The following is a 26965-nucleotide window of genomic DNA, read 5'->3' as shown; positions in this document are numbered from 1 at the left end:
GTCTTAGGTAGATACTTTGCGATGGTTCCAGATTAGCCAGATCCCTGAAGAGGTAATCAGAATCATGCCAACTACGCTTAGGCCATCGGGTAGTTCACCAAAAATCAGGTAGCCATAAGCAACCGCCCAGATCAGCTGTATGAAAACCAAAGGGGTTAGTTTGTAGGGCCGCATTTTATAGAACGCCAGCACAACCAATAGATGGGCAATTCCGCCAAATAAGCCTATCAAACCAAATAATGCATATTCATATGCAGGTAACGAGGGAAGTGGGGCCGCAATTGGTAGTAATAAAGTAGAGATCACAAGCCCAACGATGCCGCTATAAAAGAAAGTGGTGTATTCCGAGTCTTCAACTAATTTTCTAGTGGATAGCTGAAAGATAGCATTGAGAAATGCCATGAGAACAAGTAGTAGCGCGGCTAAATGAAAAATTGCCGAGCCTGGTCTGGCAATGAAGAGGATGCCCATGAATCCTATTGCAGCAACCAACCAATCTTTTAGTCCCACGCGCTCACCTAATATAGGACCGGATAGAATTGCCACCCAAATTGGAGCGGTGAATGTAATTGCTGACGCCTCAGCTAGAGGCAGCCAATTAAGCCCTGCAAAAAATAAGGCTGCAGTTGCGACAAGTAAGCAAGAGCGAAAGAGTTGCAGACCTAAATTTTGAGTACGCCAGAAATTTTTCCCTAGAAAATACCAAGCTATCGGAGCTGCAAGTAATAATTGACCAAAAAATCGAGACCACACTACAGCGATGAGATTAGTATCCTGGACCAGAATCTTAGCGATGACATCTACTGTAGAAAAGCAGATTCCACTGAGAATAAAAAGAAAGACTGGCGATTTCACTCCGTACAGACTCCAGCCTTAATGCATATCCATTCTTTGAAGAGCTTTATCTTTTGACTATTCTTAGTATTCGAACGATAGGATAGAAAATGAGTTCTATCGGTGGTGGGTAAAAAGATTCCTTTGCCGAGTTCAACTAACTCACCTCGTGAGAGCTCTCTTTCAGCAAACCGAACGCTCTCAAGTACCGCCCCTATGCCGTCCACAGCGGCTGATACTGATAGGGCTGCACGATCAAATGACATCTTTCGGCTTGAGGGATTTTTAAGTTGATTAATTTCAAACCACCGCTCCCAAGTATGGTGATTCAGGGATGACTCGATGAGGGTCAACTTGCTCATTAACTCTTCTACTGAAATTTTAGGATCAATTAAGTCTGGCGAACACAGCGGCATAATTTTTTCTTCACCTAGAGATAGAGATGAAATCCCAGGACCCTCATGAGTTGATTGATAGGAGATGGCAATATCAATTTCTTGATTGCGCAAAAGATCAATAGGCTCGGCTCCAGAAGTTAGTCGAATAGTAATATCAGGATTGTTTTTAATGAACTCCGGTAGCCTTGGGCTGAGCCACTTAGCAGCAAAACTAGGCGAACAGTGCAGAGCAAGAACTTGTGAGCTTGGAGCGAGTGTCACCTCATTGCATGCCGCTTCAATGACATCAAACACCCTGGAAAGTGACTCTAAAAAACGGCGCCCTTCGGCCGTTGGTTCTACTTTGCGGTTCTTTCTGAGAAATAGTGGTTTACCGAAATAGTCTTCGAGCTCTCTAATTTGATGGCTAATGGCTGATTGAGTGAGGTGTAGTTCCTTAGCAGCCAAGGTGAAGCTCTCAAGGCGTGCAGCCGCCTCAAAAGCCCGCAAAAGAACATAATTTGGTAATTTTCTCATGTAAATATAATATACATGATTTCTATTCATCTATTCATGAATACTTATCGTTTGTCAAAACCTTCTGGAAGGCTGATGATGAAGGCTTAGTTAAGTTTTGAGTATGCTCAAAACATCAAATCTGCTTAATTTTAAAAAAGGAATTTACATGGCTGCGGTAATGGAGAAAGAGCGTAAATTGAACTTGGGCGACAGAGAGTCCATTTATCAACCTGAGGACAAATCCCAGATTTTTCCTTACCAGCCAAAATTCAAAAGCTTTGCTGAGGAGCGCCAGCATCTCAAGGAGCGATTGGTTGCTGCATGCAGAGCATTTGCCCTAGAAAAATTCGATTATGGATTTGCGGGACATCTAACAGTTCGTGATCCAGAGCATCCGAATTTGTATTGGACCAATCCAATGGCCGTGCATTTTGATCAAGTAAAAGTTTCAAACTTAATCTTGGCGGATCATGAAGGCAATATCTTGGAAGGTAAACATGCATTGAATCGTGCTGGATTTGTATTGCACGCAGCAGTTCATGAAAAGCATCCTGATATCGTGGCTATGTGTCATGCCCATACAGTCTATGGAACAGCATTTGCAGCACTAGGTAAACCACTAGATCCAATCTCTCAAGATGCCGCAGCATTCTTTGAGGACCACATGGTTTTAGCGGAACAAGCTGGTCAAGTAGCTGTTGAGGATAATTCAGGCTACAACGTAGCAGGCTCATTAAAAAAAGTGAAAGCGATTATTCACCGCAATCATGGCTTGTTAACAGTAAGTCGTCATAGTATTGAGGCTGCAGCGTTCTGGTTTATAGCCTTAGAGCGTTGCTGCAAACAGCAAATGTTAGTTGAGGCAACAGGCATTAAGCCTGTGTTGTTATCGCCTGAAACTGCGCGTTACAGCCGTGAGCACGTGGGCAGTGAGTATATTGGTTGGTTACACTTCCAGCCAATCTGGGGTTATCTGAAAGAAAACCAGCCGGATATGTTTAAGTAAATGAATATTTTTAGCTATAGCTAGTTAATCAATAGGAGCACCATTAATGACAAGTAAACAGGAACAAGCGGAGAAAAAGGTCGGCGCATCCGCAGGGTCTGGAACACCTAAGAAATTGGTTCCTTATGGTGGCTACTACACCAATAAAGTTCCAGGACATGATCCTGAGCTGACAGAGGTTGGTCCTGGCACACCAACAGGCGAGTACATGCGCGGCTTTTGGCATCCAGTTTGCATGTCAATTGAATTAACCGACACACCAAAATTTTTAACTATCTTGTGTGAAGAGTTGGTAGCATTTCGTGATGGTAGTGGTCGTATTGGCGTATTGCATGCACACTGCGTTCATCGCGGTGCTTCGCTAGAGTACGGACAGATTCAAGAGCACGGCATTAAGTGTTGTTATCACGGCATGGTATTTGATGTAGACGGTACTTGTTTGAATGCGCCGTTCCCTAAGGGCGAAGAAGCGGAAGCAAAAAAATATGCATGCTCAATTCAACAGGGTGCCTATAAAGCTTTCGAAAGAAACGGCTTAGTGTTTGCGTATATGGGTGCTCCTGATAAAGAGCCGCCATTTCCAGAGTGGGAGTCTGATTTCACGGTAGCTCCTGGCGATGAGCTTGTGCCATATAGTAATTTCCAGCACTGCAATTGGTTGCAAGTTCAAGACAATGCTGCGGATAACTTTCATACAGCAGAGTTACATGCTGCTAAAAACGTAGTAGGCGGTCACTTTCAAGGTACAACCTTTGATGAGGTAGGCTCTCCAACAATGGAAGTGCATCCAGATATGCAGTTTGTACCAATCCATGGTGGGCGAGGCTTGGCTTGTTCTGGTGCACGTCGTGTCAATAACGATAAATTGTTTATTCGTGTTCAACATCAAGTGCTACCTAACCTCAGCTTGCATGCCTACACTTCTGAGGATGGCTCTCATAAGAAGCTATTCAGTCGCTTTCACATTATTCGCTGGACAGTTCCAGTCGATGACTTCAATAGCAAGATGATTGGCTGGCGTGTGATGGGCCCTGGTATTGATACTCGTGGAATCGGACAAAAAGACCTGGTCGGATATGAATCAATCGATTTCTTGGATGGCCAAGTTGCCTTGAGAAGGGCTGAGCGTTTTAGTAAGCACACAATTAACGATATTGTGGATATTCCCACTGATCACAGGGCGCGCTCCAATTACAAGATGGCTCAATATGCACCTGGTGACTATGAGGCCATTATTAGTCAGAGACCAATTGCAATTCATGCTCTAGAGAATCCCACTAAATTTGATGCTGGCCCTTATTTATTTAGGAAGATGTTACGGGATGCCATTCGAGGCTCTAATCCAGCGGCAAGTGCAGAAGCCTTTGCTGAATGGTTAAAGGAGTTGAATGGTGCGCCCAATAGTTATTGCTCTGGTAATGTATTTGAATTGCCAATTGGTGCCACTACTGAAGATGAGGTAGCGCAAAGGCGATTTGTTGCTAAAGGCGTGATTACGATTCTCACAGAGAGCGAGCTGTACAAAGGCAAAGAGCGCACTGACTTTGTAAAGAAAAAAATGGAAGAGCTTGAGCAAACTGCAAAAGCACAATTTAAGCATTAATCTAGAGATCAGAAGACATAGGCTGCGATTGCAGCCTATTCTTTATATGGAGTGAGACAAAAAAGTGAATACAATTTCCAGTGCGGACTCTGAAGAACTTGTAATCGAGGTTCAAAGTACCGGCCAAAAAATAAGTGTCTCGAGAGCTGAGTCAATCATCGATGCTTTGGCAAGATCCGGAATTGAGATCCCTACTTCTTGCCAATCAGGTTTATGTGGTACTTGCAAGACAAGATATATCAGTGGTGATGTAGAGCACGGAGATTGTATTTTGAGTGATGTCGAGCATCAGGAGTATTTAACTCCCTGCATCTCTCATATCAAAAGCGGAACAATGGTCCTTGATTTATAAAACACAAAGTAATCAAAAAATATATGTCTTAGGTGCGGGTGCAGTAGGGTGTTACTTTGGTGGTATGTTAGCTCGAGCCCATCATGATGTTACTTTTGTTGCAAGACCTGAGCGTGCAGCGGCCTTGAATGCATATGGCTTAGAGTTGGATTGCAAAACATTTCATGAGACAGTGAAAGTTAGAGCAAGTTCCAATCTTTCCGTTTTGAGTGACGCAGATTTAGTTTTGCTAAGCGTAAAGTCACTCGATACAGAACGGACTATGGCAGATGTTAAGTCTATTTTGCCAAGTAAGGCAGTGATCCTCAGTGTGCAAAATGGGATAGCCAATATCGATATTGCCTCCAAAATAGTGGCCAACCCAGTTTATGCAGCAGTGGTCTATGTCGCAGCCGGTATGGTCGGTCATAGAACTATGAAACATCACGGTAGAGGTGAGCTACTGATTGGTGATATGAAAGAAAGTACCTTAGGAGATGACCAAAATCTGAAAGAGATATGCAAACTGTTTGAAGTCGTAGATGTTCCGTGTGCGATTAGCCCGCAGATTAAAAGAGAGATGTGGCTAAAGTTTTTGGTGAACTGTTCTTTTAATGCTATTTCAGGAATTGGTCAGATAACTTATGGAGATATGGTGAAATCTCCAGATACTGTCAAGCTGATTGAAGAAATTGTTAAAGAGTTCGTGACGATTGCTGCTCTTGAAGAAGTGAATATCACTATTTCGGAGGCGCTTGCAATCAACGATGCCATAGCGACTACGATGGCTACTCAAGTTTCATCAACTGCCCAAGATTTAGCAAAAAATAAAATGACAGAAATTGATTTTTTAAATGGTTATATTATTGAATTGGGTAAGCAGTATGGAATTGCAACGCCATATAATGAATCTGTTTACGCTCTAGTTAAAATGATGGAATCCCAAGTTAGATAGAGGGGTTCAGTCCTTCCGCATCAATTTGTTTTTCCCAAGAGGCATTCATAAACGCTGGTAGCTTCATGCATTCATTAAATATCTTCATCAGCGTGGGATAGGTCCTCATATCCATCTTGATGCTTAATGCATTGAAAATTTGAGGAATTAAACAAATGTCGATCAAGCCGGGCTGATCGCCGCACGCAAAGTGACCTACTCTTGCATTAGCGCTTAATTGTTTCTCAAGGCTATCTAATCCTAATACTATCCAGTGTTGATACCACGCCTCTTTTGATTCCACACTGATACCTAACTTTTGCATCAGATATCGCAATACCCGTAAATTACTAATCGGGTGAATATCAATCGCGATATCCATCGCCAATGAGCGTACCCAAGCTCTATCAATTGCATTCTTTGGCAAAAGTGATGGGCTTGGATGAGTCTCCTCTAGGTACTCAATGATGGCAAGAGACTGGTGGATGCTGTGAGTTCCATCACTATAAAGAGGAACCAAGCGATTCGGATTTTTTTTGGCGTATTCAGGGGAAATTTGTTCGCCACCATTTTTTACAAGATGAACAGGAATCACTTCGTAATCAAGATTTTTTAAATTGAGGGCGATGCGTACCCGAAAGGCTGCTGAGCTGCGCCAAAAACTATAAAGCTGAGTATTCATGATGAGCTCCTAAAGAATAAGCCCTCAGTATATTCAGGGCTTGATGGATTGTCTCAACAGTGAATTAGACTATGGGCTATGGAACAAATTAATTTCTGGATTGGCGTCATTGCAACGATTGCTTTTGCGGTCACTGGTGTACTTGCTATTGCTGATCGTGGTGTTGATCTGTTTGGTGTGATGGTCTTAGGCGTTATTACGGCAATTGGTGGCGGTACTTTACGCGACATCATTTTGGAAGTACCAGCATTTTGGTCAATTGCTCAAATCTACATTTGGGTTGCTTTAGGTGCTTGCATAGTGACCTTTATTGCTGAATCTTTTTTTACACAACCGCAGATTTATCGTTGGATGCTCTACATCGATGGTCTTGGAGCCGCTTTATTTGGAATTCAGGGAGTCGATAAAGCGTGGAATTTGGGATTTGGTTTACCGGTAGCGCCAGTAATTTTAGGAGTAGTGACAGCCGTTGGCGGTGGTTTATTGCGCGATATTTTGGCTGGCAGAAAAACGCTACTCATGTCACACGAGCTGTATGCCATTCCCGTAACCTTAGGCTGCTGTATCTACGTCCTGATTCTGAATTTCTTCCCTGCGTACACGCTTGAAGGATCGGTAATCTGCATGCTCGCAATTTTTGGGTTACGCGCAGCAGCCATTTATTGGGATCTGCGCGTACCTAAATTATTCATTACTAAAACGCGCTAACTGCACCATCGCTGCGAGGATCCCAGCCGCCATGCAAAGTACCAGAGGGGTCACGAATAATGCACCCCGCATGACCTACAGTTTCATCAAAGGCATCGAGCATTTCCACCTCGTGACCTAAGGCATGCAGTTCTTTTGCAACCCAAGGACTAAAGCGCGACTCTAGCTTTAAGCTGTCGCTGGTTTGTCCCCAGGTTCTACCAAGCAACCAGCGGGGGCGACTAATAGCATCTTGCGGATCTAAGCCGTAAGTCGCTGTACGAGTAAATACTGCGCATTGGGTTTGAGGTTGACCATCACCACCCATCGTGCCATAGACCATAGATCGACCATCTTTAAATAAAGCCATTGCTGGATTCAATGTATGGAATGGTTTGCGATAGGGCTCAAGGTGATTGAGTGTTTTTGGATCTAGTGAGAAGCTGCAACCTCGGTTCTGCCAGTTCACGCCTGATTTCGGCAAAACAATACCTGCACCAAACTCGTGATAAATACTCTGAATAAAGGAAACGCAATTTCCATTGCCATCAACCACGCCCATCCAAATTGTGTCGGCCGGTCCTTTACCTTGCCCCCAAGGTAGGGCTTTTTCAGGATCAATATTCTTCGCTAACTTCTTTAAGAGGGCAGGATCTAAGAAAGATTGCGCATGCTTTGTCATGTAAGCGGGGTCAGTGACGAACTGATCTCGTACCTTGAAGGCTTGCTTGGTAGCCTCTACACAGTGATGAACATATTCAGTGCTATCCACTTTGAAGCGTTTGAGATCGAGCTGATCCAGAATGCCAATGATCATTAAAGATACAACGCCCTGAGTAGGCGGGGTCATGTTGTAGACATTGCCCGAACTATGTTTTAGTTCAAGTGGATCAATCAGTTTTGCCTGGTGACGATGCAGATCTCCAAGTCTGAGGGGGCTCCCAATCTCTGTGAGCTCGTTGGCAAGGAGCTCAGCCAAATCGCCGCGATAGTAATCTTCAGTCCCTTTTTTGGAGATCTGACGCAAGGTCTTAGCAAGACGCTCTTGCTTAAAGATGCTGCCCGTTAGCGGTGCTTGGCCATCCACAAGAAATGTTTGCGCAAATCCAGGAATATCAATTAACTCAGCCCGTTTTTTTTCAGTCAAGCTCGATTGGCTATGCGTTACTGGTACGCCAGCTTCAGCGTAATGAATAGCATCCGCTAGCAGGCGTGAGAGTGGTAGCTTGCCCCCCAGACCTTGTTGTGAAAGTTTCTGAGCTGCTCCCCATCCAGAGATAGTGCCAGCTACAGTATTGGCTGCAATCGCACCCCGAAAAGGAATGGCCTTGGTAACACCTCGTTCCGCATACCAATTTTTGCTTGCTAAACCGGCAGCGGCGCCACAGGCATCAATGCCACCCATCGCTTTGCCGGGTGAATGAACCACCCAGAAAGAGTCGCCGCCAATCGAGTTCATATGGGGATAAACGACGGCAATGGTAGCTGCTGCTGCCACCATGGCTTCTAAGGCATTGCCGCCCTCACGCAGTACTGCTAAAGCTGATTCAGATGCTAATGAGTGAGGCGCTACCGCCATCCCTCGAATACCCCATTTTTGTTGCATTAATAAAACTCCTTAGATCACCATCTCAAGATAGATGTTATTTATTTTCTCTTAGTTGGCGTTCAATATCCGCACTAGAGTCAACCTTAATCTCATTTTGTTCTACTCCAGCCAATGGATCAACGGAAGGACCGCTGGCATCAAAGACGGCTGCTGGCTTATCAACAAAGTAAGTCACAGTTTCTGGAATAAAGATGATGATGGCTACCAAGATGAGTTGTAAGCCAACCCAGGGGAGCGCTCCATAATAAATATCCGAGCTTTTGACGGTTTTATCGGCTACCCCTCGCAAGTAAAACAATGCAAATCCAAATGGCGGATGCATGAACGAGGTTTGCATATTTGCCCCTAAAAGCACACCGAACCAAATGAGATCAATGCCGAGCTTTTCAGCAACTGGCGCCAGTAACGGAATGATGATAAATGCGATCTCAAAGTAATCTAAAAAGAAGGCCAAGAAGAAAACAAATAAGTTCACTGCAATCAAGAAGCCAACTTGCCCACCTGGAAGTCCTGAGAGAAGCTCTTCAATCCATAGATCCCCATCCACACCTCTAAAGGTTAGGCCAAATACAGTTGAGCCAATCAAAATAAAGATCACCATGGCATTAATACGCATGGTGGATGTCATGGCTTCCCAGACGAGCGTTTTTTGGAGGCGCTTGTTCATAGCTGCCAGCACTAAGGCACCAACTGAACCCATTGCACCACCCTCCGTAGGTGTTGCAAGACCCATCAGAATCGTTCCTAAAACTAAGAAGATAAGTGCAATTGACGGAACAATGCCCCAAAGGATTTTTTTGAATAACTTCCAATCAATTTTTGGACGAGCTTCCGGAGGCAGTGCTGGTACATCCTGTGGTCTAAAGATCGACAGAAAGAAGATGAATAAACAGAAAAGGGATACTTGAATAATGGATGGTCCAATAGCGCCGGCATACATATCGCCAACAGACTTACCTAATTGATCGGCAAGTACGATCAACACAAGTGAAGGTGGGATCAATTGAGTGATCGTGCCAGAGGCAGCAATCACGCCGGTTGCTACTCGTGGGTTATATCCATAGCGCAACATCACTGGCAGAGAAATCAATCCCATAGCAATGACTGAAGCTGCTACTGTTCCGGTGATTGCGCCCAAAATAGCACCAACCAGAATGACCGCGTAAGCAAGGCCGCCGCGGACGGGGCCAAATAATTGCCCCAATCCCTCAAGCATGTCTTCTGCTAAGCCGCACTTTTCAAGAATGGCTCCCATAAACGTGAAGAAGGGAATGGAAAGTAGCAGGTCATTAGAAAGAATGCCAAAGACTCGATCTGGCAAAGCTTGCAAAAAAGTGGGCTGGAACATACCCATTTCAATGCCGATAAAGGCAAAGAACAAGCCAACAGCGCCAAGAGAAAAAGCGGCAGGATAGCCAAGTAACAAAAATAGAATCAGCCCCCCAAACATAATAGGGGCCATCAGATCATGACTAATCATTGCAAAGGTCTTTCGTACTTAGGATCGATTTTGATCACGCCAATGATGGCTGCGTATCGTTTAATAATTTCAGACAGACCCTGAAGGGTCAGCAAGAAAAAGCCGAGGGTAATAGCGCCGCGAACTGGCCAACGAATGAGACCGCCTGGATTGCTGGAGGTCTCGTTTTGAATTACCGAGGTGATAAAAAATTCCCAGGAGTAATACCCGATGATGATGGTGACTGGTAAAAAGAAAACAATGCCTCCCCAGAAATCCAACCAAAGACGAACTTTGTTTGGATATAGGGCGTACAGTACATCTACCCGAACGTGTTCATTGAGGCGAAACGTAGTGGCAGCACCGAACATCACCATCCCGGCAAACAAATACCACTGCGCTTCGAGCCAGCCATTCGAGCTGACATTAAAGCCATACCGGATCAGCGCATTTGCAGTGCTGACCAGTACGGCAATTAATACCAACCAACTCGCAAATACACCAAAACGGTCATTCAGGCGATCAATGAAACTTGAAAAAAATAATAATTGTTTTGGCATATCAACTTATCGGTAGGTTCTTATTTGACTGGATTCGTCAACATAAAGCTCATGAGTGTCTGCTCTGCGACCTTGTTCCAAAGCATTTGGTCGTTACGGAATTTCTTCCATGGCTCATAAATTTTCTTGAAGGACGGATTCTTAGCGGCCTCTTCTTCATACATCTCAAAGGCAGTATTCGAAGCTGCTTTCATGATTTCTGTTGAATAGGATTGAAGCTTTACGCCATTCTTAATCAGGCTTTGTAAGGCGATTGGGTTTTTGTAGTCATACTCCGCCATCATGTCGATGTTGCATTCTGCACAGGCAGAGGAAAACGCCTCTTGATATTGCTTAGGCAACTTTTCCCATTCCTTAATGTTGACGTACATAGAGTACATAGAGCAAGCTTCCCACCAACCTGGGTAGTAGTAGTAAGGAGCAATTTTGTAGAACCCGAGCTTTTCGTCGTCATACGGGCCAACCCACTCAGCCGCATCGATAACACCCTTTTCAAGGGCTGGGTAAATATCACCACCCGCAATTTGTTGAGGAATAGCGCCAAGGCGTGACATCACTTCACCGCCGAGACCAGCGATGCGCATTTTAAGACCTTTTAGGTCTGCCACAGTCTTAACCGGCTTTTTAAACCAGCCACCCATTTGAGTTCCAGTATTGCCAGCAGGGAAAGAAACAATGTTGTAGTCACGTAAAAATTCGCGCTGGAGTTTTAGACCACCACCCCAATACATCCAGGCATTTTGCTGACGCTGGTTCATACCAAAGGGGACGGTGGTATCAAAAGCAAAAGTCTTGTTTTTTCCAACGAAGTAATAACCAGCGGTATGGGTACATTCCACAGTGCCTTGCTGAACAGCATCAACAGTGCCGAATGCAGGAACAATTTCACCAGCTCCAAAGATACGAATTTGAAACTTGCCATCGGTCAGGGCGGCTACTCGCTTGGAAATATATTCCCCGCCGCCATAAATAGTGTCTAAGCTTTTTGGGAAACTAGAGGCGCAACGCCACTTAACTTCAGGCATGGATTGGGCAATAGCGGGGGCTGCCAAAACTCCAGCAGCTGCGCCAACGGCTGTTTTACTTAAGAACTCACGTCTTTTCATTTGTCTTGCTCCTTAATTAATCATTTTTAGGGCTCTACGTTTCAACACTTCAGGTGCTATTAAATCAGTCAATTATTGATAAGTTAGTCAGCTTGCACCTTAATTGGGCAATCTGCAATATCTTGGTGCAGGCAGGTTTAATGGCAGTTCATCGAATCACTCCAACAAATCCATATTCATCGGGAAAACCCTGAGCTAATTTGATAAGCAAATACCCTTAATGGCAATGTGGCAAAGCATAATCGTCCAAGTTGTTTTTTTTCTTAAATAGTTAGGAGCTACTGATGTCAACATCAACCAAAGCAGCCCCAATGACCGCTGAAGAACGCAAAGTTATTTTTGCCTCCTCTTTAGGTACGGTTTTTGAGTGGTACGACTTTTATCTTTACGGTTCATTGGCCGCAATTATGGCCAAGCAGTTTTTCTCAGGCTTAGATGCAGGGTCTGCCTTCATTTTTGCATTGCTTGCGTTTGCTGCCGGCTTTATCGTTCGCCCATTCGGCGCTTTGGTATTTGGTCGCTTAGGTGACTTGATTGGTCGTAAGTACACCTTCTTGGTAACGATCCTATTGATGGGTGGTGCAACCTTCATCGTAGGTTGTTTGCCTAACTATGCAACTATCGGTGTTGCCGCTCCAGTTATCTTGATCGCATTGCGTATGCTTCAAGGTTTGGCTTTGGGTGGTGAGTACGGTGGTGCTGCTACTTACGTGGCGGAGCATGCTCCTCACGGTAAGCGTGGCGCATATACAGCTTGGATTCAAACTACAGCAACGTTAGGTTTGTTCTTGTCCCTGCTCGTGATTTTGTTCACACGTGAACTCACTGGTCCAAACTTTGATGTTTGGGGCTGGCGTGTTCCATTCCTTCTCTCAATCGTGTTGTTGGGCGTTTCTGTTTACATCCGTTTATCGATGAACGAATCCCCAGCTTTTAAGAAGATGAAGGAAGAGGGCAAACTATCTAAAGCACCTTTGACAGAATCATTCGGTCAATGGAAGAACTTGAAGATTGTGATCTTGGCATTGTTTGGTCTGGTTGCAGGTCAAGCGGTGGTTTGGTACACAGGTCAGTTCTATGCTTTGTTCTACCTTACTCAAGTATTGAAGGTAGATCCTAAGACTGCAAACTTGTTGATTGCTGCTTCATTGGTAATCGGCACACCATTCTTCGTGATCTTCGGTTCATTGTCAGACAGGATTGGCCGTAAGGTCATCATCATGGGTGGTTTGTTAATCGCCATTATTCTGTACATCCCGAACACACCAGTTTCCTTGTTTAATGGCTTAACCCACTTTGCTAACCCAGCGTTAGAAAAGGCAATGGCAACTGCACCAGCAAGTATTACTGCTGATCTGAACGAATGTACTTTCCAGTTCAACCCAACAGGTACTGCGAAGTTCACAAGTTCTTGCGACATTGCAAAGCAGGTGATGGCTTCTAACTCTGCAAGCTACACAACGATTGCTGGCCCAGCTGGTGGTAATGCTGTTGTGAAGATTGGCGATACAGAGATTCAAGGCTACTCCGCTAAAGGTTTGGCTCCGGCTGATGCGAAAGCAAAAGATGCTGAGTTCAAGAAGGCAATTCGTGATGCATTGAATGCTGCTGGTTATCCTGCAAAGGCTGATCCTGCTGGTATCAACCATGCTGCGATTCTTGGTATTTTGGTAATTTTGGTGATCTTGGTAACCATGGTTTATGGCCCAATTGCAGCGATGTTGGTTGAGATGTTCCCAACCCGAATTCGTTACACCTCCATGTCCTTGCCATACCACATTGGTAACGGTTGGTTCGGCGGCTTGATGCCAACAATCGCCTTTGCCTTGGTGGCGCAAAACGGTAACATTTATTATGGTCTCTGGTACCCAATCATCATCGCTACGATGACGTTGGTAATCGGTGTACTGTTTATTAAAGAAACTAAAGACGTAGATATCTACGCTCAAGACTAAGTTTTATTAGTCCGTTTCAAAAATTAAACCCGACCACATTGTGGTCGGGTTTTTTATTGCCCAAAATAAATCACAGGAATTAATCCCACAGATCTTTTTGATTACCCCGATTAAAGAGGGCTTGATTCTGATCTGCAATAGAAGTCAGTCTTTGACCTGGCAGGACTGTAATGTCATCGCCCGCTGCGATAGCACCAGTTTGATTTACACGAAGGTACCATCCACTAAAACCTGATTGCAACATGGCTTTAGCTGCACCTTTATATTTCATCTTGGCATTGAACTTAAAGCAGGGTTCGCGTAGTTTGACTACAGTAAATTGAAGAGTGCCAATGTGCATTTGATCCCCAACAAATATTTCAGTTTCTAGTAAGCCTTCAATCGTGAAGTTTTCACCTAGAGCACCCAATGGGAGATTGATGGATTTTTTGGTTTCCAGGGAAAGTAGTTCGTTCCAAAAAGCATAGTGCTCGATTGGATAGACATAAATCGCCTTTTCAATACCGCCATGCACTGACAGATCGGCTTGCTCATCTCCAGCAACACCAAGTCGGCTGATTTCAATGGGGATAGGGGAATCAAGATTGCTAATGGACTGTTTATTGATAGCTGAGGCTACCGTTGAATAGTCTGGGTGATGAGATCCAAAGAGTGGCATCACCTTGCCGGAGGATATGGAGAGTAGTCGCATGAGTGCTTTGGCTGATAAGATGAAATGAACTAAGAAAGTAAATGATGCCTCTGTATAGATTATTAATGGTAGCAATTCTTTTGGCGCTTACTAGCCAGACAGCATTTGCTAAGTGGGATGAAGAGCGTGATGTCACTACCAATGGTAAAGACGAGTTGGTTTACTACTTTAAGACTAATGATCAGGGGCAAAAGCTAGTTTTAGATAAGTACGTTAAGCGCCTAATTTTTATTCAATCTGATCGCCTGTATAAGCGCACTATTCGGCTGATTAAAGTGGATGGTCAATCCATTGAGGTAATGAGTGATCCATTTTCGCGTTTCCCAGAGCAAACGGCGATCACTTTTGAAAACAAAGATGAGGTCTTGAAGAAACTCTTTTTAGCCAAAAAAATTGAAGTTTTCGTACGCTATAACCGTGAGGAGAGCTTGAACACTTTCCAAATTCGGTAATTTAATCTACCTGTAGCCAATATACCGATGCTGCAATAGGTAAACTAGAGCCTATTACCTTTAACACTCGGGACCCCTTTGGACCTCTCTTATCTCTTAGATCTATTTCTTCATCTCGACAAAAACTTAGCTCTAGTCGCTAATGAGTGGGGTGTCTGGATATACGCCCTGCTGTTTGCGATTATTTTTGTAGAAACAGGTTTTGTGGTGATGCCATTTTTGCCTGGGGATTCTCTATTATTTGTAGCTGGCGCTATAGCTGCAGTGGGAGGTTTAGATTTATGGATGCTGATGGCTTTATTGACTTTTGCTGCGGTCATTGGCGATGCTCTGAACTATTCAATCGGGCGTTATATCGGCAACCGGGTCTTCTCTTGGGAAAACTCACGTTGGTTTAATCGCAATGCCTTTGATAAAGCGCATGCCTTTTATGAAAAGTACGGCCCAATCACCATTGTTCTTGGGCGTTTCATGCCATTCATACGAACCTTTGCCCCATTTGTAGCTGGGGTTGCGCATATGCGCTATCCCATATTCGCTTTTTATAATGTTGCTGGCGGCATTCTGTGGGTCAGTAGTCTGACAAGTCTTGGTTTTTTCATTGGCGAAAATCCCTGGGTAAAAAGTAATTTCTCCTTGGTTGCCTTAGCTATGATCATCATTCCAGGCTTACCAGCCCTGTGGATTTTTCTTAAAGAAGTTCTAAAAAAACTTCAGGCTCGCGCCAAATAAGATAAAATCTTACCTTCGGCGATTTAGCTCAGTTGGTTAGAGCGATGGAATCATAATCCACAGGTCCGGGGTTCGAATCCCTGAATCGCCACCATTCTTTTAAAGTGCTTATAAATCATATACTTATAAGCATTTAAACGGCTTATCTCTCAAGTTTCTGTTTGCTAAAAAAACAGGAATTATCAGTAAAAACCATCTAGACAGCTTAAGCAGTCAAATGAAGTAGTTGCAGCGCATCATGGCACCGCCAAGGGCAGTATTGAGACTAAAGCTAACTCCCTGCACAATGACCTGATTGATAAAACAGAAGCTTTCTCTTTTGAATATGGATCAATCCATGGCTGAAAAAAATAATGCTATTTATCCTGCTTCCCATAGCCTCGTTCAAAACTTACGCCAGCAACTGATGCAAAGCCTGCCATTTTCGAAAATGGCCCAAAAGGATGTTGATTTTTTTCTGACCTCATCTCGCGAAGCCTACTTTGCACCCAAAGAAGTGATTTTGTCGCCAGCAGATGGTGTTCCGCAATACTTGTATTTAATTCGACAAGGAAGCGTATCGGGTCGACGTGATATTCCTGGGATAGAAGAGACCGCTTTTTTGTTGGATGCAGGAAGTTTATTTTCGATTGGCTCTGCATTTGCTAATCGAGCCGTCTCCACGACTTATAGTGCAGTCGATGACTGTTTTTGTTTATTGTGCCCAGTGGAGGCAATGCGCCAGTTGGCAATGCAATCGGTACCCTTTAGTGAATTTTTGAATAATCGGATTTGGGGGTTACTGCAAGAATCACGCATTGCATTACGCAATTCGTTTGCATCTCAGGCGCTTGCAGAGCAATCATTGGAGAGTAGGGTAGGCGACTTAGCGCTTAAAAAACCATTGACCATCGGCCCAAATCAATCCTTGCGTGAGGCCCTGACGCTGATTCATGAAAAAAAAGTGGGATCTATTTTGGTGATGGATGATGGGCAAACTATTTTAGGAATTTTGACGCGTTATGACGTTCTTTCACGAGTGACTTTGAGCAACTTAGATTTGAATACACCTATCTCTCAGGTCATGTCGACAGATGTCAAAACCTTGACTGTCGACGACACTGTAGAAAAAGCGGGCTTACTCATGTCTCGGTTGCATATTCGGCACTTGCCTGTTTTGGATCGAGGAGAGCTTGTCGGCATTATTTCAGAGCGAGATCTTTTTTCCTTGCAACGCCTCTCGCTCAACAATATTAGTTCAGCTATTCGAGGGACTGATGAGCTAGCTCAGCTCAAGAAGTGCGCAGACGATATACGTCAATTTGCCCGTAATTTATTAGGGCAAGGAATACAGGCGCGACAACTAACTACTCTCATTAGTCATTTAAATGATGTTCTAACAGCACGATTGATTGAGATTTATGCCGCTAAACATCAATTAAATATGACCCAGTTTGCTTGGATTGCCTTAGGCTCTGAAGGGCGTAGCGAACAGACTATTGCAACGGATCAAGATAATGCTTTGGTGTTTTCAGATGCCGAGTCCGAGAGCCAGCGCGCGATTTATCTGTGTTTTGCCAACGAAGTCAACTGGGCGCTAGATGAATGTGGTTATCCGCTGTGCAAGGGCAACATCATGGCGAACAATCCAAAACTTTGCCTTTCTCAGCAGGAATGGCTGACGCGCTTTTCCCGTTGGATTGAGCAAGGCAATCCCCAGGATTTACTCAATGCCAGCATCTTTTTTGATTTACGACCGCTAGCCGGTAATGCAGATTTATTAATACCGCTGAAAGACTATGTTCGAACCAAAGCCGCGGCTATTCCACGGTTTATTAAGTTATTGGCGGACAACTCCCTCAATATCCGCGTACCCTTAAATTGGTTGGGTGGAATTGAGTTCACAGAGATCGATGGTAAAAAAACGATCGATTTGAAACTGCAAGGAACAGCAATCATTGTGGACGTAGCGCGAATCTATTCTTTGGCACACGGTATTGAAGTAACGAATACTCGCGAGCGTCTAGCTGCTGTTGGCCGTGCCTTAAACATTCCTGAGTCAGAGAGCGCTGCTTGGATTACCGCTTTTGAGTTTTTACAAACACAGCGTTTGGCCGTTCAGATTGGCGAAGCGAGGGTCACAGGCAATCCGAATGTAGTTGATATTGATAGCCTCAATAGCGTAGACCGAAGTATTTTGAGAGAGGCACTCCTACAGGCGCGCTCATTACAGCAGCTTTTGCAACTAGACTATGCTGGCTAATCTATGTTGACTCACTTTAGAGGCTTGCCGTTATTCGATGGCATGCGCCGGCTGTTTAAGAGCGCTCAACCTGAATCTCAGCGTTGGGTCGTGCTGGATACTGAAACCAGTGGGCTCAATCCCTATTCGGATCGTCTGCTTGCCATTGCCGCAGTTGCAGTAGAAGTGAGTTCTGACTTTAAGCGCGTATCCATCGTTATTGGGGATAGCTATGAAGCTGTTCTCAAGCAAGAGTTGCCCAGCGATAAAGGCAATATTTTGATTCATCACATTGGGGCGCAGGCGCAGTCTGCAGGTAGGCCACCATTGGAGGTTTTAGAGGAGTTTAGGCAGTGGGTAGGCAATTGCCCCTTATTGGCATTTCATGCCGCTTTTGATGAGGCAATGATTAATCGAGCCTATTCCTTATTTGGCCTCAAGCCCTTACAAAATGAATGGCTAGATATTGAACCGCTTGCCAAGATTACTGGGGCAAACCCTAGAATCAAATCGCTTGATGAGTGGTTGAGCCATTTTGGGATTAAGTGCACCATCCGCCACCAAGCTGCAGCAGATACCTTCGCTACAGCAGAGCTATTGATGCGCCTATGGCCCAGTCTCATAAAAGAGGCGAATTCTTGGGCTAGCTTAAGGAGTATTAGCCGTCAAACTAACTGGATACCACGTTAAAAAAGTACCCAATAAACCTTTGATTTAGTGGGGTTTTATAAGGGAAAGCACCCATATAGCAGGCTAAATAAAGATTACATAATCACGAATAATTACAAAAATTAATTCTTGGGGATTTTGGTGCTTCTATTTTTAAATATCGCTCAATTGCTTTTATACATTGGCGGACTTGGCCTAGCTGGTCAAGGCTTGCTTTATGTTCTAGCTGGGCAAGGTAGGCATACCAATTTGTTTTATCAACTAATCGGCATGGTGAATAAACCCTGGACCTTACTCGCACGCCTCATATCACCAAAGCAAATTGTTGATAGCCAAGTCCCCTTTGTGGCATTTTGCATTGTCGGTATTCTTTACATAGCGGTGACCCTAGCAAAGATTGAGCACTGTCTCACGATTGGAATTGAAGCATGTCAATAACTAAACATCCTTTAGATTGGCATTTATTGAAGTGGCGTGCCACTGCCATGATAGTGCTTGGTATGAAAAAACAGGCCATGGAAGTGTTTGAGGAAATGCTCAAGCAGTTTCCAAATGATGCTTATGTAATTAATAGCCTCGCTTTTATGAAAACAGAGTGCGGTGATAAAGAGGGCGCAATTTCAGATTACAAGCGACTCATGTCGTCCCCAGACGTCACAGCAGCCGTTTGGTATAACCTCGGCTTTTTACAAGAGGAAGTCGGTCAAATTCAGGATGCTGAACATAGCTTTCGGCAAGCCATCAAGCTCAATGAAAATTTAGATCAAGCTTGGTACGGTCTGGGCTTGGTTCTGATTCAACTACAACGCTTTGATGAGGCCATTAAAGCGCTCAAGAAAAATACTCAAATGCAGCCCATGAGTCCTTACGCTTGGTATCAACTCGCGCGGATTTATGTTGAGCGCAACCAGCCTGATGAGGCTACCAAAATTATTGGTCACTTAAAGCAGTTTGAACCCAAATTTGCAAAGCAGTTGGAGCAGGAAACCGGTTTGACTGCTTAGAGTAGTTTTTGTTTAGTTGAAGGCAATTGTTTTAGAAGTATTTTATTAACTTGAGGGAGAAACTGTTATGCAATTAACAGAATCGCATAAGCAATATTGGCAAAAAAACCTGAGGATGACGGCATTCTTGTTAGCCATTTGGTTTGTTGTGACCTTTGTTGTGGGATATTTTGCCCGCGACCTGAATTTCGACTTTTTTGGCTGGCCGTTTAGCTTTTGGGTTGGGGCACAGGGATCATTGGTGATTTACGTTCTAATTATTGCCTACTATGCGCACTACATGAACAATCTTGATAAAGAATATGGTTGTGCTGAAGTGGAGGAAGATTAATCATGGCCGGAATGACACCTAGTAGTGATGGAAGTATGTTTGGCGGCGGCGGTAGTAATGCCGACTTTAAAAAAGGCTTAAATAAGATTTACACCTGGTATACCGGAGGCTTTATTGCGTTCGTTATAGTGCTGGGAATTGCTGAGCAAATGGGCCTCAGTCGTGCCATGATCGGTTACGTATTCTTGGGCGCAACAGTTTTACTCTACGCCGGTATTGGTGTAATGAGTCGAACCAATGATGCTGCGGAATATTATGTGGCCGGACGTCGCGTACCAGCGGTCTATAACGGTATGGCAACGGGTGCTGACTGGATGTCAGCCGCGTCGTTTATCGGTATGGCGGGAACTTTGTACCTAACTGGTTACGGCGGTTTGGCCTTTATTATGGGTGGGACAGGCGGCTACTGTTTAGTGGCTTTGTTCTTAGCCCCTTACCTGCGTAAATTCGGTCAGTTCACAATCCCAGACTTCTTGGGTGCACGCTATGACGGTAATCTTCCACGCTTCATCGGAATTTTCGCCGCAATCTTGTGCTCCTTCGTTTATGTGGTTGCGCAGATTTACGGCGTTGGTTTGATTACTACCCGTTTAGCTGGTATCCCATTTGAAATTGGTATTTTCGTGGGCTTGGCTGGTATTTTGGTTTGTTCGTTCTTAGGTGGTATGCGTGCAGTTACTTGGACTCAAGTGGCCCAGTACATCATCTTGATCATTGCTTACTTGATTCCAGTGGTTTGGTTGTCAGTAAAGCAAACGAACGTCCCAATTCCACAGGTTGTCTATGGATACCAGTTGGAAAAAGTAACAGCTAAAGAAGCGGAATTAATTAAAGATCCAAAAGAGTTAGAAGTACGCGCGATTTTCAAAGCCCGCGCTGACGCTTTTGGTGAAAAATTAAAAGACGTTCCTGCTGCACTTGCTGCTGATAAAGCAGCTGCTGAGGCAAAAGTAGCTGAGCTGAAAGCGGCTAATGCACCAGCGGCTGATCTTGCCGCTGCTGAAAAAGCACTGGCTGCCGTTCCTAAGGATGAGGCTGCTGCTAAAAAGGCTTGGACAGCGGGCAAAACTGGCGCAGAGAATCGCGCTAAGCCGCTTGCGAATATGCCACGCCATGCTCAGCAGTTTGCGGGTGATCCTAATGGTGATGAAAAGGCAAAAACGGCTTATGACACATCACGCCGTAACTTCTTAGCATTGATCTTCTGTTTGATGGTGGGTACAGCGGCATTGCCACATATTCTGATGCGCTTCTACACGACTCCGTCGGTGAAGCAAGCGCGTGAGTCTGTGACATGGTCCTTGTTCTTCATCTTCTTGCTGTACTTCACTGCACCTGCTTTGGCGGTATTGGTTAAGTATGAGATCTTCACGGTCTTGGTCGGAACGTCATTTGATCAACTGCCGGCCTGGATCGCGCAGTGGAATAAAGTGGATGCCGCCCTGCTATCGGTAGCTGACGTGAATAAGGACGGTATTTTCCAGTTGGCTGAAATGACTATTGGTGGTGACATCATCGTTCTGGCAACCCCAGAAATCGGTGGTTTGCCATACGTGATCTCAGGCATGGTTGCTGCTGGTGGTTTGGCTGCTGCGCTGTCAACAGCAGACGGACTATTGCTGACGATTGCTAACGCCTTGTCACACGACCTCTACTACAAAATGATCAACCCTAATGCTCCTGCTAGCACCCGTGTTTTGATTTCTAAAGCACTCTTGTTAGTCGTAGCTCTGGCTGCTGCATATGTGGCTGCCCAGAAACCGGCTGACATCTTGTTCTTAGTGGGCGCTGCATTCTCCTTTGCTGCTGCATCGTTCTTCCCGGCACTTACCCTCGGTATTTTCTGGAAACGTGCAAATAAAGCAGGTGCTTGCGTAGGTATGGTTCTTGGTTTGGCAGTCACTGCTTACTACATGATCATGACCCAACCTTGGTTACGTACAGTATTTGATGTAACCTCGCCTGTTGAGCTTTGGTACGGTATTGCACCAATCTCTGCTGGTATTTTTGGTGTACCAGTTGGTTTTGCTGCGATTATCTTGGTGAGCTTGGTTACACCTGCTCCACGTAAAGATATTCAAGAGTTGATTGATAACGTACGTTATCCAACCCTACGCGGTGATGTAAAAGCATAAGCAGTAAGTTAGATCCGAATTTTCGGAATTAAAAAACCCGCTCTACGGAGCGGGTTTTTTTTACCCAAAAAATGATTTAGAGCCCTCCGTAATTAGGTTTCATCTTTATACTTATTAGTATGAATCCAAGCACAATCAATATAGTCAGTAGCGCTATTTTTGCAGTGGCGGTATTGCATACTTTCTCAACCAAGTTTTTTGAGGGTCTAGCACATAGATATCCAAATCATTCGGGTATTTGGCATTTGCTTGGCGAGGTTGAAGTGGTATTTGGTTTTTGGGCGATGGTGTTGGTTTCCTTCTTTTTTGTTCATACCGGACATGATGCGACTATCGCCTATCTTGAGAAACTGAACTTTACCGAGCCGCTATTTGTCTTTGTAATCATGATCATCGCAGCAAGTAAACCAGTTTTAGAGTTTTGTCTTTTCTTGGTGTTACGTGTAACTGCTTTACTGCCCCTCAATAAGTCGGTAGGATTTTTGTGGGTCACACTTACGCTAGTACCCTTGCTCGGTTCATTCATCACGGAACCAGCGGCCATGACGGTTGCAGCCTTACTTTTACGCAATTACTATTTTTCAAAACATATTTCACCAAAGCTCATGTATGCAGCGCTGGCGGTATTGTTTGTGAATATTTCTATTGGCGGCGCATTAACTCCTTATGCAGCCCCTCCTATCCTGATGGTTGCGACCACCTGGAATTGGGATCTTTTGTTTATGCTCCAAAACTTTGGCTGGCGCTCTGCACTGGCAGTTGCAACTAATTCTGCCTTACTCGTATTAATCTTCTTTAAAGAGTTAAATGCTTTTAGAATCGAACCCAACGAGAAAAAAATTGATGCGATTCCTTTCGGCGTCATTGCAATCCATTTAGCATTTTTAGTTGGAGTAGTGATCTCAGTTCACCACTCAGTTTTATTTATGGGCTTATTTTTGTTCTTTGTGGGCTACACAGCAGCTTACGCTCGTTACCAAAATAAGTTGATTATTCGTGAAAGTTTATTGGTAGCATTTTTCTTGGCGGGTCTTGTTGTCTTAGGTGGGCAACAAAAATGGTGGTTGCAATCCCTTCTAGTCAATTTAGATTCAACGTCGGTTTATTACGGTGCCACCGTTCTTACCGCAGTGACCGATAATGCTGCGCTTACCTATTTAGGGTCGCTGGTTGATGGGCTCTCTGATGAATTTAAGTACTCATTAGTTTCGGGCGCTCTCACTGGTGGCGGCTTAACAGTGATTGCCAACGCCCCAAATCCCGCAGGTTTTTCCATTCTTAAGCCGAGCTTTGAAGAAGGTGCGATTAGTCCTCTCTATTTATTTCTATATGCGTTACCGCCAACGATTATTGCCATCATCGCATTTCGATTTATCTAAGCGTCAGCCCAGCAGATTTAAGTTCATGACCCCTTGGTCATGACCTTTTTCTTTGCGGATAAAATGAAAATATGTCTAAATTTTGGAATTTCATACTCTTTCAGATGGGTTGGTTTGCTTGCATTATTGGCGCAGCCAATGAGCAGGTTTTATGGCCTGTCATTGGCACCCTTTTATATCTTGCGATACATATTTTGCGCTCAGAAAACTCTAAGTCAGAGCTAAAGCTAATATTCAAAGCAGTTATATTTGGAGTGAGTGCTGACACACTTATAGCTAACATGGGCTTTTTGTACTTTAATGACGCTTGGCCTAGTGCCCACTTATCCCCCATTTGGATGTGGACCCTATGGGCATTGGTAGCTAGTACTGTTAGTGGATCTTTATCTTGGTTACGTGGCAGACCATGGTTGGGGGCGGTTTTAGGGGCAATAGCCGGTCCAATGTCTTATGAAGCAGGCATCCGCATGGGGGCGGGTTCATGGGGCCCCAATGGACAGTTAGGTGGTCTCATCCTCTTAGCAATCGTATGGGGTGTTGCTATGCCACTATTTTTCCATTGGCATAACCGTCATGTAAGTGCAAATCTACGACAGAATCAGTAAATTCTTTTCAAAAGCTACTTGCAAATAGTACTGTTTTTATATACAGTAACCCCATGTTAACGAAAAACTCAAAAAACTCAAAAAATAGCTCAACAAATAGCGAAAAGGGAGCGTATATGGCCTTAGACGATAAAAGAAAATCAGCATCATCCGAATTTGACGGTATGAGTGGAGACAAGCAAAAAGCATTAACTGCAGCTTTAGCACAAATTGAGAAACAATTTGGCAAGGGCTCAATCATGAGATTGGGCGATGCAGAAATCCATCAAGATATTCAGGTAGTTTCTAGCGGCTCATTGGGCTTAGATATTGCACTTGGAGTGGGTGGTTTGGCGCGTGGGCGCGTCATTGAGATTTACGGACCGGAATCTTCAGGTAAGACCACGCTGACTTTGCATGCGATTGCAGAAATGCAAAAGATTGGTGGAACTTGTGCATTCATTGATGCGGAACATGCTTTAGATGTTCAGTACGCTTCACGCTTAGGTGTGGATGTGAACAACCTGTTGATCTCGCAGCCAGATACTGGCGAGCAAGCATTAGAAATTGCAGACGCTTTGGTGCGTTCAGGCTCTATCGATTTAATTGTGATTGACTCTGTAGCGGCCTTAGTTCCAAGGGCGGAGATTGAGGGTGATATGGGTGATTCATTGCCTGGCCTTCAAGCCCGTCTGATGAGTCAAGCTTTACGTAAATTGACTGGTGCAATCAAGCGTACTAATACAACAGTAATCTTTATTAACCAAATCCGTATGAAAATTGGCGTGATGTTTGGTTCACCTGAAACTACAACCGGTGGTAATGCACTGAAGTTCTACGCCTCTATGCGTTTAGATATTCGTCGTATCGGCAGTATCAAGAAGGGCGATGAAGTTGTTGGTAACGAGACTCGCGTTAAAGTGGTCAAGAACAAGGTATCTCCGCCATTCCGCGAGGCAATCTTTGACATCATGTACGGCGCTGGAATTTCTCGAGAAGGTGAAATTATCGATATGGGTGTTGAGGCTGATATCGTTGAAAAGTCAGGCTCTTGGTATGCTTATAACGGTGATCGTATTGGTCAAGGTAAAGACAATGTGCGTGAGTTCTTGAAAGAGAATCCAGCCATTGCCCAAGATATTGAGGCCAAGATTCGTGCGAAATTGGGAGTAAAGACTGGCACAGCTATAGTGAGCGACGTTCTGAGCGAAGAAGAGGAAGCGTAATTCTTCGATGTCAGAGCTAGGTAGCACCGTTCAAAAAAAGAAAAAACAAAGCCCGAGTCTCAAAGCTCGGGCTTTGCGCCTTTTATCTATGCGAGAGTACAGCCGCAAGGGGCTTGCAGCAAAGCTTGAAGAGTCAGCAGCAAGGATGTTGAAGCTTAAGCCTGCCGAGGAGGATTCTGAGGAGATTGCACAAACCAATCCCTTAAATGTTCAGATTGAGGCTGTCTTAGATGACTTTGAGGCCCGGGGATGGCTTTCTGATGAGCGCTTTGCAGAGGCCCTTGTTAGGCGTCGTAGCGAGCGGTTTGGCACCCGAAAAATACAGGATGAGCTCACCCAGGCTGGTGTGGACAGCGCAAAGACGATAAATCTTCTCAGAAAGCTCAAAGAGACCGAATACCAGCGTGCTCATGAATTGTGGTTACGTAAATTTGGAGCTGTAGCAACAGAGCAAAAGGAGCGGGCTCGTCAATATCGCTTTCTAGCCTCTAAGGGCTTTAGTTCGGATGTGGTGTCTAAGGTGGTTGCGGGACGCTCAAGTTAGGGCAATTACGGAGCAGATAGGTCATGATGCCGCATTGCAGCATGATAGACTTATAAAGTCGGCTAAACCACTACCGTTTACTCAAATAGGTAAACCAGGTTAATTCGGTTTTACTAATCCTCATCGCTTGCTAAAAAGATATCGTTTCGGGAGTAATAATGAAAATTCACGAGTACCAAGGCAAAGAATTACTACGCCAATTTAATGTGCCTGTTCCAAACGGCATCCCTGCATTTACTGTTGATGAGGCAATTAAAGCTGCCGAAAAGCTAGGTGGCCCAGTATGGGTTGTTAAGGCACAAATTCATGCAGGTGGTCGAGGAAAAGGTGGTGGTGTGAAATTAGCCCGCAGCATGGACGAAGTGAAAAAATACGCTTCAGAAATTTTGGGTATGCAGTTAAAAACACATCAAACAGGCCCAGAGGGTCAAAAAGTAAATCGTCTCTTAATTGAAGATGGTGCAGACATCAAAAAAGAGTATTACTTCAGTATCGTTACTGACCGCGGCACACAGAAGAATGTCATCATGGCTTCAAGTGAAGGTGGCATGGATATTGAAGAGGTTGCAGAATCTCATCCAGAAAAAATTATTAAAGTGTTTGTTGATCCATTAATTGGTTTGACTGATGCTGACTGTCAGATCATTGCGAAAGGCATTGGCGTTCCAGATGCCTCTATTCCAATGGCAAGTGACGTGTTTAAAAACTTGTACAAAACTTATTGGGAAACCGATGCTTCATTGGTGGAGATCAACCCTTTGATTCTTGAAGGTAATGGCAAGATCAAGGCACTTGATGCCAAATTTAATTTTGATCCTAATGCTTTGTATCGTCATCCAGAAATCGTAGCTTATCGCGATATCGATGAAGAAGACGCGGCAGAGATCGAGGCCTCTAAGTTTGACTTAGCCTACATTTCTCTTGACGGCAATATTGGTTGCTTAGTCAATGGTGCTGGCTTAGCAATGGCTACGATGGATACCATCAAGTTGTTTGGTGGTGAGCCAGCAAACTTCCTGGACGTTGGTGGTGGCGCAACTGCAGAGAAAGTAACAGAAGCTTTCAAGATCATGCTCAAGAACAAGAGCGTTGAAGCAATTTTGGTAAATATTTTCGGTGGCATTATGCGGTGCGACGTGATTGCTGATGGCGTGGTTACGGCATGTAAGGCGGTGAACTTGACTGTACCTTTGGTCGTGCGCATGAAGGGTACCAATGAAGAGTTGGGCAAGAAGATTCTTGCAGACTCTGGTTTGCCAATCATTAGCGCCGATTCAATGGCGGAAGCTGCTACTAAGGTAGTTGCTGCTGTTGCGAAAAACAAATAATCAAGGA

The 26965-nt window shown here is 44.4% G+C and carries 27 protein-coding genes and 1 tRNA gene; 20 read left to right on the top strand and 8 right to left on the bottom strand.

Annotated elements, in window-relative coordinates:
• Positions 1–3 precede the first annotated feature (3 nt).
• Together CL55_RS09265 and CL55_RS09260 are read right to left on the bottom strand one after the other, a co-directional pair.
• On the bottom strand, positions 4–855 hold the full coding sequence (locus CL55_RS09265) for a DMT family transporter (protein ID WP_052728818.1): 852 nt from the start codon (positions 853–855) through the stop codon (positions 4–6).
• Positions 852–1748 (bottom strand): LysR substrate-binding domain-containing protein, encoded by an 897-nt coding sequence (locus tag CL55_RS09260; RefSeq protein WP_237150497.1) that lies wholly within the window; start codon positions 1746–1748, stop codon positions 852–854. Before CL55_RS09260 ends, CL55_RS09265 begins: the two co-directional genes overlap by 4 nt.
• Before the next feature lie 148 nt (positions 1749–1896).
• On the opposite strand from CL55_RS09260, the gene CL55_RS09255 reads away from it, so the two are divergent.
• The 4 genes from CL55_RS09255 to CL55_RS09245 all read left to right on the top strand — a co-directional run bounded on the left by CL55_RS09255 (position 1897) and on the right by CL55_RS09245 (position 5625).
• Positions 1897–2736, top strand: coding sequence for a class II aldolase/adducin family protein (locus CL55_RS09255; RefSeq protein ID WP_046331292.1), 840 nt, complete (start codon positions 1897–1899; stop codon positions 2734–2736).
• A gap of 46 nt (positions 2737–2782) precedes the next feature.
• On the top strand, positions 2783–4339 hold the full coding sequence (locus tag CL55_RS09250) for a Rieske 2Fe-2S domain-containing protein (RefSeq protein WP_046330823.1): 1557 nt from the start codon (positions 2783–2785) through the stop codon (positions 4337–4339).
• A gap of 64 nt (positions 4340–4403) precedes the next feature.
• Positions 4404–4691, top strand: coding sequence for a 2Fe-2S iron-sulfur cluster-binding protein (locus CL55_RS10565; protein WP_082091925.1), 288 nt, complete (start codon positions 4404–4406; stop codon positions 4689–4691).
• On the top strand, positions 4681–5625 hold the full coding sequence (locus tag CL55_RS09245) for a ketopantoate reductase family protein (RefSeq protein ID WP_052728817.1): 945 nt from the start codon (positions 4681–4683) through the stop codon (positions 5623–5625). The genes CL55_RS10565 and CL55_RS09245 overlap by 11 nt, the downstream gene beginning before the upstream one ends.
• Here CL55_RS09245 and maiA read toward each other — a convergent pair.
• Positions 5618–6286 (bottom strand): maleylacetoacetate isomerase, encoded by a 669-nt coding sequence (maiA, locus tag CL55_RS09240; RefSeq protein WP_046330822.1) that lies wholly within the window; start codon positions 6284–6286, stop codon positions 5618–5620. The genes CL55_RS09245 and maiA overlap by 8 nt on opposite strands.
• A 78-nt stretch (positions 6287–6364) precedes the next feature.
• On the opposite strand from maiA, the gene CL55_RS09235 reads away from it, so the two are divergent.
• Positions 6365–6994: a trimeric intracellular cation channel family protein gene (locus CL55_RS09235; protein WP_046330821.1), complete on the top strand. Its 630-nt coding sequence runs from the start codon at positions 6365–6367 to the stop codon at positions 6992–6994.
• Here CL55_RS09235 and ggt read toward each other — a convergent pair.
• Genes ggt through CL55_RS09215 form a run of 4 tightly spaced genes read right to left on the bottom strand, consistent with a single transcriptional unit; the run spans position 6981 to position 11707 of the window.
• The gene (gene ggt, locus CL55_RS09230; RefSeq protein ID WP_205621273.1) at positions 6981–8579 is read right to left on the bottom strand and encodes a gamma-glutamyltransferase; all 1599 of its coding nucleotides are present in this window, start codon (positions 8577–8579) and stop codon (positions 6981–6983) included. The two genes, CL55_RS09235 and ggt, sit on opposite strands and share 14 nt — an antisense overlap.
• Before the next feature lie 37 nt (positions 8580–8616).
• Complete coding sequence (locus CL55_RS09225) at positions 8617–10062, bottom strand: TRAP transporter large permease (RefSeq protein WP_046330820.1); 1446 nt, start codon at positions 10060–10062, stop codon at positions 8617–8619.
• Positions 10059–10601, bottom strand: coding sequence for a TRAP transporter small permease subunit (locus CL55_RS09220; protein WP_046330819.1), 543 nt, complete (start codon positions 10599–10601; stop codon positions 10059–10061). The genes CL55_RS09225 and CL55_RS09220 overlap by 4 nt, the downstream gene beginning before the upstream one ends.
• A gap of 20 nt (positions 10602–10621) precedes the next feature.
• Positions 10622–11707: a TRAP transporter substrate-binding protein gene (locus tag CL55_RS09215; RefSeq protein ID WP_046330818.1), complete on the bottom strand. Its 1086-nt coding sequence runs from the start codon at positions 11705–11707 to the stop codon at positions 10622–10624.
• A 284-nt stretch (positions 11708–11991) separates the two neighbouring features.
• On the opposite strand from CL55_RS09215, the gene CL55_RS09210 reads away from it, so the two are divergent.
• The gene (locus tag CL55_RS09210) at positions 11992–13662 is read left to right on the top strand and encodes an MFS transporter (RefSeq protein ID WP_046330817.1); all 1671 of its coding nucleotides are present in this window, start codon (positions 11992–11994) and stop codon (positions 13660–13662) included.
• 79 nt (positions 13663–13741) lie between these two features.
• On the opposite strand, the gene CL55_RS09205 is transcribed toward CL55_RS09210, so the two are convergent.
• Complete coding sequence (locus tag CL55_RS09205) at positions 13742–14428, bottom strand: MOSC domain-containing protein (RefSeq protein ID WP_237150496.1); 687 nt, start codon at positions 14426–14428, stop codon at positions 13742–13744.
• On the opposite strand from CL55_RS09205, the gene CL55_RS09200 reads away from it, so the two are divergent.
• From CL55_RS09200 to sucC, 14 genes are all read left to right on the top strand, one after another.
• Positions 14419–14805 (top strand): hypothetical protein, encoded by a 387-nt coding sequence (locus CL55_RS09200; protein WP_237150495.1) that lies wholly within the window; start codon positions 14419–14421, stop codon positions 14803–14805. The genes CL55_RS09205 and CL55_RS09200 overlap by 10 nt on opposite strands.
• Positions 14806–14883: 78 nt before the next feature.
• A complete protein-coding gene (locus CL55_RS09195) occupies positions 14884–15537 on the top strand; it encodes a VTT domain-containing protein (RefSeq protein ID WP_046330814.1) in 654 nt (217 codons plus the stop codon).
• Between the two features lie 17 nt (positions 15538–15554).
• Positions 15555–15631: transfer RNA gene (locus tag CL55_RS09190), tRNA-Met, on the top strand.
• A gap of 243 nt (positions 15632–15874) precedes the next feature.
• On the top strand, positions 15875–17779 hold the full coding sequence (locus tag CL55_RS09185) for a DUF294 nucleotidyltransferase-like domain-containing protein (RefSeq protein WP_046330813.1): 1905 nt from the start codon (positions 15875–15877) through the stop codon (positions 17777–17779).
• A gap of 3 nt (positions 17780–17782) precedes the next feature.
• Complete coding sequence (locus tag CL55_RS09180; protein ID WP_052728816.1) at positions 17783–18448, top strand: 3'-5' exonuclease; 666 nt, start codon at positions 17783–17785, stop codon at positions 18446–18448.
• A 120-nt stretch (positions 18449–18568) separates the two neighbouring features.
• Positions 18569–18865: a hypothetical protein gene (locus tag CL55_RS09175; protein ID WP_046331288.1), complete on the top strand. Its 297-nt coding sequence runs from the start codon at positions 18569–18571 to the stop codon at positions 18863–18865.
• Positions 18856–19431, top strand: a complete 576-nt coding sequence (locus CL55_RS09170; protein WP_046330812.1) for a tetratricopeptide repeat protein — start codon at positions 18856–18858, stop codon at positions 19429–19431. The genes CL55_RS09175 and CL55_RS09170 overlap by 10 nt, the downstream gene beginning before the upstream one ends.
• A gap of 67 nt (positions 19432–19498) precedes the next feature.
• Positions 19499–19762 carry a DUF4212 domain-containing protein gene (locus CL55_RS09165; RefSeq protein WP_046330811.1) on the top strand — a complete coding sequence of 88 codons (264 nt, stop codon included), beginning with the start codon at positions 19499–19501 and terminating at the stop codon, positions 19760–19762.
• Positions 19763–19764: 2 nt separating this feature from the next.
• On the top strand, positions 19765–21897 hold the full coding sequence (locus CL55_RS09160) for a sodium:solute symporter family protein (RefSeq protein ID WP_046330810.1): 2133 nt from the start codon (positions 19765–19767) through the stop codon (positions 21895–21897).
• A gap of 119 nt (positions 21898–22016) precedes the next feature.
• Positions 22017–23276: a putative Na+/H+ antiporter gene (locus CL55_RS09155; RefSeq protein ID WP_046330809.1), complete on the top strand. Its 1260-nt coding sequence runs from the start codon at positions 22017–22019 to the stop codon at positions 23274–23276.
• A gap of 71 nt (positions 23277–23347) precedes the next feature.
• Positions 23348–23881 (top strand): DUF2878 domain-containing protein, encoded by a 534-nt coding sequence (locus CL55_RS09150; protein WP_046330808.1) that lies wholly within the window; start codon positions 23348–23350, stop codon positions 23879–23881.
• A 116-nt stretch (positions 23882–23997) separates the two neighbouring features.
• Positions 23998–25086, top strand: coding sequence for a recombinase RecA (gene recA, locus CL55_RS09145; protein WP_046330807.1), 1089 nt, complete (start codon positions 23998–24000; stop codon positions 25084–25086).
• Positions 25087–25093: 7 nt separating this feature from the next.
• Complete coding sequence (gene recX / locus CL55_RS09140) at positions 25094–25630, top strand: recombination regulator RecX (RefSeq protein WP_046330806.1); 537 nt, start codon at positions 25094–25096, stop codon at positions 25628–25630.
• 158 nt (positions 25631–25788) lie between these two features.
• Entirely contained in the window at positions 25789–26958 is a 1170-nt protein-coding gene (gene sucC / locus CL55_RS09135) for an ADP-forming succinate--CoA ligase subunit beta (protein ID WP_046330805.1), read from the top strand.
• Positions 26959–26965 lie beyond the last annotated feature (7 nt).

The organism is Polynucleobacter duraquae (assembly GCF_000973625.1).
Classification (GTDB): Bacteria; Pseudomonadota; Gammaproteobacteria; order Burkholderiales; family Burkholderiaceae; genus Polynucleobacter; species Polynucleobacter duraquae.
The sequence above is the reverse complement of the archived record's forward strand: the minus strand, read 5'-3'. Positions and strand labels throughout refer to the sequence as shown.

What these genes read in the sequence shown, in the direction of transcription:
- CL55_RS09260 (WP_237150497.1), bottom strand. Translation starts at nt 1,748, where the DNA reads ATGAGAAAATTACCAAATTATGTTCTTTTGCGGGCTTTTGAGGCGGCT.
- CL55_RS09255 (WP_046331292.1), top strand. Translation starts at nt 1,897, where the DNA reads ATGGCTGCGGTAATGGAGAAAGAGCGTAAATTGAACTTGGGCGACAGA.
- CL55_RS09250 (WP_046330823.1), top strand. Translation starts at nt 2,783, where the DNA reads ATGACAAGTAAACAGGAACAAGCGGAGAAAAAGGTCGGCGCATCCGCA.
- maiA (WP_046330822.1), bottom strand. Translation starts at nt 6,286, where the DNA reads ATGAATACTCAGCTTTATAGTTTTTGGCGCAGCTCAGCAGCCTTTCGG.
- CL55_RS09235 (WP_046330821.1), top strand. Translation starts at nt 6,365, where the DNA reads ATGGAACAAATTAATTTCTGGATTGGCGTCATTGCAACGATTGCTTTT.
- ggt (WP_205621273.1), bottom strand. Translation starts at nt 8,579, where the DNA reads ATGCAACAAAAATGGGGTATTCGAGGGATGGCGGTAGCGCCTCACTCA.
- CL55_RS09225 (WP_046330820.1), bottom strand. Translation starts at nt 10,062, where the DNA reads ATGATTAGTCATGATCTGATGGCCCCTATTATGTTTGGGGGGCTGATT.
- CL55_RS09220 (WP_046330819.1), bottom strand. Translation starts at nt 10,601, where the DNA reads ATGCCAAAACAATTATTATTTTTTTCAAGTTTCATTGATCGCCTGAAT.
- CL55_RS09215 (WP_046330818.1), bottom strand. Translation starts at nt 11,707, where the DNA reads ATGAAAAGACGTGAGTTCTTAAGTAAAACAGCCGTTGGCGCAGCTGCT.
- CL55_RS09210 (WP_046330817.1), top strand. Translation starts at nt 11,992, where the DNA reads ATGTCAACATCAACCAAAGCAGCCCCAATGACCGCTGAAGAACGCAAA.
- CL55_RS09200 (WP_237150495.1), top strand. Translation starts at nt 14,419, where the DNA reads ATGGTAGCAATTCTTTTGGCGCTTACTAGCCAGACAGCATTTGCTAAG.
- CL55_RS09185 (WP_046330813.1), top strand. Translation starts at nt 15,875, where the DNA reads ATGGCTGAAAAAAATAATGCTATTTATCCTGCTTCCCATAGCCTCGTT.
- CL55_RS09180 (WP_052728816.1), top strand. Translation starts at nt 17,783, where the DNA reads ATGTTGACTCACTTTAGAGGCTTGCCGTTATTCGATGGCATGCGCCGG.
- CL55_RS09170 (WP_046330812.1), top strand. Translation starts at nt 18,856, where the DNA reads ATGTCAATAACTAAACATCCTTTAGATTGGCATTTATTGAAGTGGCGT.
- CL55_RS09165 (WP_046330811.1), top strand. Translation starts at nt 19,499, where the DNA reads ATGCAATTAACAGAATCGCATAAGCAATATTGGCAAAAAAACCTGAGG.
- CL55_RS09160 (WP_046330810.1), top strand. Translation starts at nt 19,765, where the DNA reads ATGGCCGGAATGACACCTAGTAGTGATGGAAGTATGTTTGGCGGCGGC.
- CL55_RS09155 (WP_046330809.1), top strand. Translation starts at nt 22,017, where the DNA reads ATGAATCCAAGCACAATCAATATAGTCAGTAGCGCTATTTTTGCAGTG.
- CL55_RS09150 (WP_046330808.1), top strand. Translation starts at nt 23,348, where the DNA reads ATGTCTAAATTTTGGAATTTCATACTCTTTCAGATGGGTTGGTTTGCT.
- recA (WP_046330807.1), top strand. Translation starts at nt 23,998, where the DNA reads ATGGCCTTAGACGATAAAAGAAAATCAGCATCATCCGAATTTGACGGT.
- recX (WP_046330806.1), top strand. Translation starts at nt 25,094, where the DNA reads ATGTCAGAGCTAGGTAGCACCGTTCAAAAAAAGAAAAAACAAAGCCCG.
- sucC (WP_046330805.1), top strand. Translation starts at nt 25,789, where the DNA reads ATGAAAATTCACGAGTACCAAGGCAAAGAATTACTACGCCAATTTAAT.